The organism is Pseudomonas fluorescens, assembly GCF_902497895.1.
GTDB lineage: Bacteria > Pseudomonadota > Gammaproteobacteria > Pseudomonadales > Pseudomonadaceae > Aquipseudomonas > Aquipseudomonas fluorescens_BP.
In genome coordinates this window covers 1-10,168 of the sequence record NZ_CABVHQ010000107.1, presented here as the reverse complement: position 1 = coordinate 10,168, position 10,168 = coordinate 1, and the positions used below count along the sequence as shown (strand labels likewise).

Annotated in this window: 9 protein-coding genes and 1 pseudogene; 6 read left to right on the top strand and 4 right to left on the bottom strand. The window is 55.0% G+C overall.

All coding sequences use genetic code 11. The features are described 5' to 3' along the window. Positions 1-101: 101 nt before the first annotated feature. Together F8N21_RS28990 and cls are read left to right on the top strand one after the other, a co-directional pair. On the top strand, positions 102-662 hold the full coding sequence (locus F8N21_RS28990; RefSeq protein ID WP_150645398.1) for a YSC84-related protein: 561 nt from the start codon (positions 102-104) through the stop codon (positions 660-662). Between the two features lie 743 nt (positions 663-1,405). Then, a complete protein-coding gene (gene cls / locus F8N21_RS28985; RefSeq protein ID WP_150645397.1) occupies positions 1,406-2,812 on the top strand; it encodes a cardiolipin synthase in 1,407 nt (468 codons plus the stop codon). Between the two features lie 678 nt (positions 2,813-3,490). Here the strand turns inward: cls and F8N21_RS28980 are convergent. The 3 genes from F8N21_RS28980 to F8N21_RS28975 form a co-directional block, all read right to left on the bottom strand. Next, complete coding sequence (locus F8N21_RS28980) at positions 3,491-4,498, bottom strand: DUF3616 domain-containing protein (protein ID WP_150645396.1); 1,008 nt, start codon at positions 4,496-4,498, stop codon at positions 3,491-3,493. Positions 4,499-4,543: 45 nt separating this feature from the next. Continuing rightward, complete coding sequence (locus F8N21_RS30645; RefSeq protein ID WP_191624426.1) at positions 4,544-4,714, bottom strand: hypothetical protein; 171 nt, start codon at positions 4,712-4,714, stop codon at positions 4,544-4,546. Positions 4,715-5,102: 388 nt separating this feature from the next. After that, positions 5,103-5,324 (bottom strand): hypothetical protein, encoded by a 222-nt coding sequence (locus F8N21_RS28975; RefSeq protein WP_150645395.1) that lies wholly within the window; start codon positions 5,322-5,324, stop codon positions 5,103-5,105. A 63-nt stretch (positions 5,325-5,387) separates the two neighbouring features. On the opposite strand from F8N21_RS28975, the gene F8N21_RS28970 reads away from it, so the two are divergent. The 3 genes from F8N21_RS28970 to dctM all read left to right on the top strand — a co-directional run bounded on the left by F8N21_RS28970 (position 5,388) and on the right by dctM (position 8,361). After that, complete coding sequence (locus F8N21_RS28970; RefSeq protein ID WP_150645394.1) at positions 5,388-6,383, top strand: TRAP transporter substrate-binding protein; 996 nt, start codon at positions 5,388-5,390, stop codon at positions 6,381-6,383. Positions 6,384-6,448: 65 nt separating this feature from the next. Then, positions 6,449-7,078 carry a TRAP transporter small permease gene (locus tag F8N21_RS28965; protein ID WP_150645399.1) on the top strand — a complete coding sequence of 210 codons (630 nt, stop codon included), beginning with the start codon at positions 6,449-6,451 and terminating at the stop codon, positions 7,076-7,078. Then, the gene (dctM, locus tag F8N21_RS28960) at positions 7,078-8,361 is read left to right on the top strand and encodes a C4-dicarboxylate TRAP transporter large permease protein DctM (RefSeq protein WP_150645393.1); all 1,284 of its coding nucleotides are present in this window, start codon (positions 7,078-7,080) and stop codon (positions 8,359-8,361) included. The genes F8N21_RS28965 and dctM overlap by 1 nt, the downstream gene beginning before the upstream one ends. A gap of 285 nt (positions 8,362-8,646) precedes the next feature. Here the strand turns inward: dctM and F8N21_RS28955 are convergent. After that, positions 8,647-9,384 (bottom strand): annotated as a pseudogene (locus tag F8N21_RS28955) (transposase); the annotation flags it as partial. 263 nt (positions 9,385-9,647) lie between these two features. On the opposite strand from F8N21_RS28955, the gene F8N21_RS28950 reads away from it, so the two are divergent. Next, a partial coding sequence (locus F8N21_RS28950) for a potassium transporter TrkG (protein WP_150645392.1) occupies positions 9,648-10,168 on the top strand: 521 nt, incomplete at its 3' end.

Below are 10,168 nucleotides of genomic sequence, written 5' to 3'. Positions count from 1 at the left end.
CACTTTAGGGTGCGCCGGATAACTTTCAGTGGGTTCGGTTCCTGTCTGACACAGGCGTTGACCGCTGCTCCCATCCAATGCTCCCTTATCGGAGTACGGAAATGACTCAATCAATGCGGTTCTTCCTATCGATCTTCCTCGCGGCTGCATCATTGGCATCGGCTAGTCTCCTAAACAATGCAGGAGCGGCCACCGCCGAGGATCTAAATGCCGACTCTCGGCAAGCGTTGCAAACTCTCTACAAGGCCACTCCATTTTCCGAAACCATCTCGCACAAAGCCAAAGCTGTGCTTGTCTTCCCGAAAATCATCAAGGCGGGTCTTGTATTCGGCGGCAGCTATGGCGAAGGCGTATTAATGAAGGGCACGAAAGTAGCAGATTATTACAACTCCGTTAGCGGGTCATGGGGGCTACAGGCAGGCGCCCAGTCGTATGGCTATGTGGTTTTTCTGATGACCGAAAAAGCTGTGAAATATGTAGGTGAAACCAAGGGTTGGGAAATCGGCGTAGGGCCAACAGTTGTTGTGGTTGATGAAGGGATTGCGAAGAACCTGTCCAGCTCGACGCTGAAAGACGACGCGTACGCGTTCATCTTTGACCAGCAAGGGTTGATGGCGGGGGTCAGCATCGAAGGAACGAAGATTTCCCTGATCAAGCGCTAAATCGGCAGTTGGGCGTCGGGCGAGTGATGGCGACCTAGGCCCACACAAGTATGGTTTTCCATTTAGGTTGGGCAGCCACTCAGTCCTGGCGCACAGGCGCATCAGTACATGAAAAGTGCTCTCGGCCGGAGCACGTTCACAGCACGCCACGACGATCTCTTTTTTTGCCGATTTCTGTCAGACGTAATAGACAGGAATCGGCAAAAAGCAGCCTCTGACAACGAACCCGCCCCTTACACTGTGGTCGAAACAAGTGATGGCATCGCGACTCATTAAATGCCTTGGCCCTGTTTCATTCAAGAGCGAAGCTTGCAATTCACACACTTTAGGGTGCGCCGGATAACTTTCAGTAGGTTCGGATCCTGTCTGGCGCAGGCGCTGACTGCTGCTCCCATCTAATGCTCCCTTGTCGGAGTACGAAAATGACTCAGTCAATGCGGTTCTTCCTATCGATCTTCCTCGCGACGGCATCATTGGCAGCAAGGGTTAAAGGCTGGAGTCAGCATTGAGGGAACGAAGGTTTCCCTGATCAAGCGCTGAAAGCTTGTCCTTCAAGGGCTTTGATCTTTTGAAGCGTGCCGCGTCTGCGCCGTTGAAACACGCTCCAAAGGGTAGCCCCTCTACCAGGGCGCCTTGCGTATAAGCAAGACGCCCGGACTGAGCGCTTACGCCCTTTTTGGCAAGGTGCACAGCGAAGTTTTTAGATTATTGAGCGCTATCACCGTCCTCGCCAAGAAGGCCTTATGAATATTCTAACCACATGTAAGGGTGTTTTTATTCCTCTGGTGCTGTGCGTGGCTGTGCTCCTGGCAATTGTGATTTCCTGCAGTACATTACCGAGGATAGTGCCCGACATGGCTCGCGCTCCCTCTGCGCCCGTGCAACTCGACGGGATACAAGGACCTCTGTCAGCCGAGCGCAGCAAAGCCATTCTGGACCGACTTAAGTCCACCGGCGCAGAAACCAACATCTTCGATGTGCACCTCGCAATCGAAGAATCCATCACCGGTAGCCCACTAACGGAAGGAAACAAAGTCGACTTGCTGCAGGACGGCCCCACCACTTACCAGTCGATGATCAAAGCCGTGGAAGCTGCGCGCGACCACATCAACATGGAGACCTACATCCTCGACGATGATGAGGTCGGCCAGCGCTTCGCCGCCGCACTGATCGCTCAGCAACAAAAAGGCGTACAGGTCAATCTGATCCGTGACAGCGTCGGAACCCTTGGAACACCATCAGCGTTTTTCTCTCGATTGACCGACGCGGGCATCAAGGTGCTGGAGTACAACCCAATCAATCCGGTGACGGCCAACGCGGGCTGGGACGTGAACCAGCGCGACCACCGAAAGCTGCTGATAGTGGACGGCCGTATTGCCTTTCTCGGCGGGATCAACATCAGCGGCGTCTATTCGGGGGGCTCGTTCAGCTCTCACTCGAAGACTCGCCCAAATGGTGATTTGCCTTGGCGCGATACCGACTTGCGCGTCGAGGGGCCCGTGGTTGCAGAACTGCAGAAGCTGTTCATCGGAACCTGGACTACCCAGAAAGGTGAACCACTCGCGGCTCGCCACTACTTTCCGTCACCTGAGCGCAAAGGCAGCGAGGTGGTGCGCGCCATTGGCAGCTCACCAGATGAGCCGTTTAGCCTGATCTATGCCACGCTGATTTCGGCGTTGCATAACGCGCAGACCGAGATATGGCTGACTAACGCCTACTTTGTGCCCGATCCTCAGTTGCTGGCGGCACTCAAGGAGGCGGCAGCACGTGGAGTCGACGTCAAGCTGGTGCTGCCTAGCAGCACCGATTCGTGGCTGGTGCTCCATGCCGGACGCGCCTACTACAGCGATTTGCTGAAGGCCAACGTCAAGCTTTACGAACGCCGTGACGCGCTACTCCACGTCAAGACTGCAGTAATCGATGGCGTGTGGTCGAGTGTCGGCTCCACCAACTTCGACTGGCGCAGCTTCCTGCACAACGATGAAGTTAACGTCGTTGTGCTGGGCACCGGGTTTGGAAAAAAGATGCAGGCGGCATTCATGGCTGATCTGGCCAAGTCGAACGAAATCAAGCTGGAAAAGTGGCAGCGACGCTCGCTCGCTGTGAGAGCCAAAGAGCAGATGGCGCGACTCTGGGAATACTGGCTATAAGTCGAGTGGTGCGTCGCTGGGATGCGCTGTTCTGCGCCCTGATTGGTATGTCACCAACCCAAGCCCAAGAAGCAGCACAAGCTTTGAAAACTCGCAATGTCGCCCTGGCCACAGGTTGTGTCAGTTACTTTGGCTACAGCCGGACACGACAAAGTGGTTTTCAGCATAGTTGGCCACGGCACCAGCGGGCAACCGGGCGACATGGCAAAACCCTCGAATGTCCAAGTGCGAAAAGCACGAAAAAGCGATCGGGAGCCGGCGCGCGAATAGCCCATCATTGGACCTGCATCGGAACGATGCCGTATTTAGACGCCGAATATACGTGTGCAGTCGGCACGGGCGCCAAAGCAACGGGGCTTGCAATGAGGAGGAGTCCATATACAGACAGTCAGTCCGTGAAAAATATGAAAAATGAATCCGTCCCTTTTTCTGCTCATCCGCAGCCCGACGGATGACGCGGCTATCTTTCGACGAATCCGGCGCTGTGTCCTAACCTTGGAGAAGGCCCCGGCGAGGCAACCGGTCTGTGGCCGAAATCATGGATACGAGAAGGACAAGAAGTACAGGGAAGATGGTGGTCGTCAACAAGACGTTCTGTTCATAGTGACCATCCCTGATTGCAATACGTGTGAACGATGCAAGCTGATCGACAGGCCGCGATGACGTCGAGGTGCGTGGCTAATTCAGGATGAACAGGTCCCCTTCCACATCCGTATCGCCGTGTTTACGACTCTCCGCCGCGGAGTCGTAGAGGATCAGCACCTTCTCCAATTGATCCGTAAAGACCACGCTTTCCTCGTCGGACGCGAAACCGCCGCGCCAGCGGAAGACCGTTACCGGACCGTCCTGGTCCATGGTGGGACCCGCCAGGATCAGCAGATCGTCACCGCTAGTGCACAGGTCACGCAAGCCCAGGCCATTTAGCGCGAAGAAGTGCTTGCGGTAGCGGCGTCCATCCGGACCGATCTTCTTAAGCACCAGCGTGTCAGTCGAGGCGTCGTTCAGCTCAGGTTCTATCTCCAGCAACACAGCCCAGCCGCGAAGAACCGGTCCACGCAGCCCTAGCAGAAGACGCGAGCCGATCACCACCAACCCTTCGATATCGAAGCCGTTGTCTTTACCCGGGATACTCAGGAAGTCGCGTAGCTGAGGATCTTCAGCAATTGCCGTGGTCAGGTCGTTACCGACCTCATTGCCATGTAGCTGCGCCGCCGTACGTCCGTCGGCGTCCACCTTCCTGGCGAGTGCATAGCCGTCGTTCTGCCGTACCACAGGGATGCGGGCCAGCAGAAAGCGATTGCCGTCTGCCTCTACCGTCGATAGGCGCTGGATATTCTTCTGTGCAGGAGTGCCGGCCTCGGCCTTCTTTCGCTTCAGGCTATGGGAGCCCACCATCCAGAGGTAACCACTGTCATGGGTATAGGCCAACCCCTCGATATCGATCTCGGCGTCTTGCTTCGGTAGGGGCAGATCCAGATACTCCAGAAGCTGAAACGATTGGTGCTCATCACACCTTACGACGCCGCCCGGCGCAGCAACCTGGATTTTCAGGCGTTCCAGGCTCGTGGTTTCGTCGTTGGCCACCCAAAGTGTGTCGCCAATCTGCTGAGCGACCGAAAGGCCATCGCGCAACGACGCAAACGCCGGATCAAAGCTCAACATCGCAGCATTGCTTCGGTTGCTCATTAGCGGTCTCCCGTCTTTATGGCGTGGCGCGCCGGTCATTCAAAATCAGATTTTCCGCGTCTTCTTCGTCCAGTCCTTGCGCTCGTCCAAGCCGACCGTTCCACCGTTGATGGCTTCGATCACTTCGGTGACGCTGTCCCGATCTGCGTACTTGTTGCAACCGCTCGCATTCCATTTTGCCGCGGCAACGTGCAGGCACCAATCAGGGCTGAGCACCGCGCGCGATCTATAACGAAATCCGGGGCAGCCGGCAGCCACTATTGCAGCCAGATCGTAATATCGCGGTAGCCTTTTTTTCCTGTGAGTTGCAGCAGCCCCCGCCAGCGGTACTTGAAGCTCGCCGGGCAATCGTTAACCAACCGTCCGTCGTATACCGCTTCGCCCAGTTTCTCTTCGTTGTAAGCGTACTCCTTGGGCTCGAGCCGCTCCCTTTGGTTTGAAACGCTTGGGCCATACTTCCGGGAGGCGTTTGGGAGTGTGTAGAGCGATTCCCAATGGATCTTCAGGGCACCGCTTTCGTGGGATGGAGTCGATGCGGATCATTGCGTCAGTCCGCGAATGAACCGGGCACAGCCCTCGGGACCGGACGCAGGCCATTTAACTGTCAACGTTTTTCGCCCGCACGGAAACTCGATGCTGATGGATTCTGCGGCCCAGCCTGAATTTGCGGTTCCAGTATCAAAGTATCAAACGCTGGCAAATTTGTGAGTTGTTGGTCCCAATAACGCGGTAACCATTTGCGTACGACATTGGCATTGATGCCGTGGCTCATCGCGACGCTGGCCACCGAGGCGCCCGTTTTCTGCCTAGACTTGCTCTTGTCCACCGTACGAATGCGCCTCTGAGCAGGGAACTGTACGAAAAACTAAAACAAGAGGAATCTCCCTAAATGTTCAAATCCATATGCAAAGCAATCGTCTGTACCCTTGCCCTGGGCACTATGATCACGGTCATGGCGGCAGCTCCGGTGATCATCAAATTCTCACATGTGGTTGCCGAGCAGACTCCCAAGGGACAAGGCGCATTGCTGTTCAAGAAGCTTGTAGAGGAACGCTTGCCCGGCAAGGTCAAGGTCGATGTCTATCCTAACTCCTCGTTGTTTGGTGACGGCAAGGAGATGGAGGCCCTGCTGCTTGGGGACGTACAAATGATTGCACCGTCACTGGCCAAGTTCGAACAGTATACAAAGACCGTCCAGCTGTTCGATCTGCCTTTTCTGTTTGACGACATCGCCGCCGTTGACCGCTTCCAGCTGAGCCCGCAGGGCCAAGGGCTGCTCAAGTCCATGGAAAGCAAAAACATCACGGGCCTGGCCTATTGGCACAATGGGATGAAGCAGCTATCCGCAAACAAACCGCTGCGTGTTCCCGGTGATGCCCGTGGCCAGAAGTTCCGGGTGCAAGCCTCTGCCGTGCTCGAAGAGCAATTCAAGGCCGTGCGTGCTAATCCGCGCAAGATGAGCTTTGCCGAGGTGTATCAGGGGTTGCAGACCGGTGTAGTCAACGGTGCGGAAAATCCCTACTCGAACATCTACAGCCAGAAGATGCATGAAGTGCAGAAATACATCACCGAATCCAACCACGGTGTGCTTGATTACATGCTGATCACCAACACCAAGTTCTGGAATGGTTTGTCGCCGGATATTCGCAGCGAGCTGGACAAGATCCTGGTTGAGGTCACCGCCCAAGTGAACAAAGAGGCCGAGCAGCTTAACCAGGATGCCAAGCAGAGCATCGTCGCGGCCAAGACCACCGAAATCATCATCCTGACACCTGAGCAACGCGAGCAATGGCGAGTCGCGATGAAGCCGGTCTGGAAAAAATTCGAAGCCGATATCGGCCCTGAGCTGATCACTGCAGCCGAAGCCGCTAACAAGACTCAATGATTAGTCGGCAGGTGCTGCCACCATGGCAACATCTGCCGGTCATCACGCTACAGGAGATGCCATCCATGAATGCCCTTCGGCGCATCTGGGAACACTTCGAGGAGAGTTTCATCGTCTTCCTCCTGGCCGCCATGACATTGGTAACGTTCGTCTACGTCATCCTTAACAACCTATATACCCTTTTCTACCGGCTTGCCGAGAGCTGGGAAGGCGCTAGCGAACCGCTGTTCGCCATGGGCGACCGGGTCATGACGATGGCTCAGGCCATGACCTGGAGCACTTCACTAACCAAAGCTCTGTTTGGCTGGCTGATCTTTTTCGGATTGTCCTACGGAGTGCGCACGGCCGGTCATATCGGCGTTGACGCTCTGGTAAGGCTCGCCAGCAAATCGGTCCAAAAGCGCATTGGCATTATGGCCTGTCTTTGCTGCCTGACCTATGCCGGACTGCTCAGCGTTGCCAGCTTCGAATGGATCCAGACCCTGAGGATCGCGGGTATAGGTGCCGAGGACCTGGGCCACTTCGGCATCATGCAATGGCACATAGGGCTGATTGTCCCTTTAGGTTTCGCACTGGTATTCATCCGCTTCGCTGAAATTCTCGTGCGCATCCTGCAAAACCGTCAGACCGGCCTGGGCCTGGCCGATGAAGCCGCTGATGTAATAAAGCTGACCGAACACGAGGATGACAAGTAATGACCATTGCCTTCCTGTTCACGACACTGTTCGTACTGATGTTCATGGGCATCCCCATTGCTATTTCCCTGGGATTGGCAGGCTCGATGACCATCGTTTTTTTCAGTCCGGACTCCGTACGTTCTCTGGCGATCAAACTGTTCGAGACGTCGGAGCACTACACACTGCTGGCCATTCCGTTTTTCCTGCTTGCGGGCGCCTTCATGACCACCGGTGGCGTCGCACGACGGCTAATCGACTTTGCCAACGCCTGCGTCGGTCATATCCGTGGTGGTCTGGCCATTGCCGCAGTATTGGCCTGCATGCTGTTTGCTGCCCTTTCCGGCTCCAGCCCGGCTACTGTGGCGGCAGTAGGTTCCATTGCCATTGCCGGCATGGTCCGCTCAGGTTATCCGCAAGCATTTGGCGCAGGGATCGTCTGCAATGCCGGAACCTTGGGCATCCTGATACCACCCTCGATCGTGATGGTGGTCTACGCCGCCGCCACCGAAACTTCCGTAGGCAAATTATTCATGGCGGGCGTGATACCCGGTTTGTTGCTGGGTTTTGCGCTGATGGTGGCGATCTACATCGTTGCCGTTAAGAAAAACTTGCCCGCCATGCCGCGTGCGACGCTCCGCGAATTACTTGGCACAGCTCGCCAGGCGATCTGGGGTCTATTGCTGATGCTCATTATTCTGGGAGGCATTTACTCCGGGATGTTTACCCCGACTGAGGCTGCGGCTGTGGCTGCCGTGTATTCAGCATTCATCGCCTTGTTCGTCTACAAGGATCTGACGTTTCGTGAAGCACCTAAAGTCCTGCTGGACTCTGCCAAGCTGAGCATCATGCTGATGTTCATCATTGCGAACGCCATGCTCTTTGCCCACGTTTTGACCACCGAACAATTACCACAGCAAATCACCGCCTGGGTCATCGAAGCGGGTCTGACACCGGTGACCTTCTTGCTAGTAGTGAACATTGTTTTGTTGATTGCAGGCGCCTTTATGGAACCCTCGGCCATCATCCTGATCCTGGCACCGATCCTCTTCCCCATTGCAATGAAGCTCGGCATCGACCCGATTCATCTTGGCATCATCATGGTGGTCAATCTGGAGATCGGCTTGATCACGCCACCGGTGGGTCTGAATCTGTTCGTCACCTCCGCTGTGACAGGTATGACTTTGCCTGCAACCATAAAAGCAGCCATGCCTTGGCTAATGATATTACTGCTGTTCCTGATCCTGATTACCTACGTACCCTGGATCTCACTGGTTCTACCAAACTGGCTGGGCATGAGTTGATGCCATCCCTTTTGGTACTGGGAGTTGGCCATATTAAACAGGACGGTGTTGAGCCCTCAGACTGGTCGGAGAAAGTGACGCCGCGCGCTCATGACGGAAACTCCACCACCACGCCGGTGGTGTACCCGGCTTCCGTGAGAGGCAGCAACCGGCCGAGAGTGTGTAAAAACTCTAAATCAGTTTTTCTATAGCGACGCAAGGAGACCGTGCTCAGGTTTTGTAACTGATCAAGGCCCGAACGTTTCCAAGAACAGTTGAAACGGCTTAGCAGCCTCTTAGATTCCTTTAGATGGGTAAAAATACCAGTTTTTGCACCGTTATCGCCTTCATCAAGCTAGTGGTGCCGATGATTTTCATGACCCGTTTCAGGTTGTAGGCGAGCACGTTCAAGCTCATCTCGGCACTCACCCCGGCAAGCTTTCGGGTCAGGAAGTGCGTCGCACCCATCCATTGTTTGAGCGTCTCGAAGGGATGCTAAAGCGTCCGTTTTCGGACTCGCATCATCTCCGGCGCGTTGCTCAACCGGCTCTGCATTTCTTCAAGTATTGCTTCATGCTCCCAGCGCCGGACTCGCCGCTCCGTGCTCGGTGTACATTGCGATTTCAGTGAGCAGCCTTGGCATTTGGAACTCCAGTAACGGTACAACTTCAGGCCTTTTTCAACGGTGGAATAACGCCAAATTAGCGTCTGTCCGGCTGGGCAGATGTATTCGTTTTTCACCGCGTCATAGATGAAGGCGTCGTTATTGAAACGCCCATCAGCCTTGGCTCCGGAGGTCATCGGTTTGGGCACATAGGCGGTGATGTTTGCATTTCGACACACGAGGATTTCTTCGCTTTTGAAGTAACCTCGGTCAGCCACTACCCACAACGTTTCTGACGCCATCGCCTCGCGGGCCTGCTTGGCCATCGAGCAGAGTTGATCGCGGTCGGAGCCGACGTTAGTGACCTCATGCGCAACGATCAAATGGTGCTGGGTATCGACCGCTGTTTGTACGTTATAGCCGACGATTCCGGTGCCGCGCGGCATAGAAATAGTCGCAGCTCACAGTATGTCGTCCGGATCACTTCAACCGGTCCCGCGGGCCATATGTCACAGGAATAGAAGCTCAGGGGTCCACAGTGACCGCAGACATGGTCAGTCGCGACGCTTTGGCTAAGCGTTCACGCAGATGGCTAATGTCGATCAGATGGACTCAGTTCCATCGGTGAATTTTACGTAAATTTTACGGGCAGCCATATTGAGTCAATTGATACTGTGCGGTGCTCATCAGCCAGGCGTCTTTTATGTCCATTGCAGTACTGCAGCTTATCGGATTTATCCTGGGTATTTTTTTGATCACGTTGGCCGTGAGCATGGTGATTCCCATGTTTACACTGGTGGTTTATGACCGCAGTGATGATCTGTCGGCGTTTCTATGGTCGAGCCTGATCACGTTCGTCTGTGGGCTGGCGCTGATTATTCGCGGGCGTCCAGAGGTTGCCCAACTTCGTTCACGAGATATGTACCTGTTGACCACGGCCAGTTGGGTTGTCGTCTGCGCCTTTGCGGCTTTGCCGATGGTGCTCATCCGTCACATCAGCTATACCGATGCATTTTTTGAAACGATGTCCGGCATCACCACCACCGGCTCGACGATTTTGACGGGGCTGGATACCGCGTCACCAGGATTACTGATTTGGCGCTCGATGCTGCACTGGCTCGGGGGAATTGGTTTTATCGGCATGGCAGTGGCGATTTTGCCTTTGTTGCGAGTCGGCGGCATGCGTTTGTTTCAGACAGAATCTTCAGACTGGTCAGAGAAAGT

Excerpts from the sequence above, each read along its gene's own strand:
- F8N21_RS28990 (WP_150645398.1), top strand. The coding sequence starts at position 102 with ATGACTCAATCAATGCGGTTCTTCCTATCGATCTTCCTCGCGGCTGCA.
- cls (WP_150645397.1), top strand. The coding sequence starts at position 1,406 with ATGAATATTCTAACCACATGTAAGGGTGTTTTTATTCCTCTGGTGCTG.
- F8N21_RS28980 (WP_150645396.1), bottom strand. The coding sequence starts at position 4,498 with ATGAGCAACCGAAGCAATGCTGCGATGTTGAGCTTTGATCCGGCGTTT.
- F8N21_RS28970 (WP_150645394.1), top strand. The coding sequence starts at position 5,388 with ATGTTCAAATCCATATGCAAAGCAATCGTCTGTACCCTTGCCCTGGGC.
- F8N21_RS28965 (WP_150645399.1), top strand. The coding sequence starts at position 6,449 with ATGAATGCCCTTCGGCGCATCTGGGAACACTTCGAGGAGAGTTTCATC.
- dctM (WP_150645393.1), top strand. The coding sequence starts at position 7,078 with ATGACCATTGCCTTCCTGTTCACGACACTGTTCGTACTGATGTTCATG.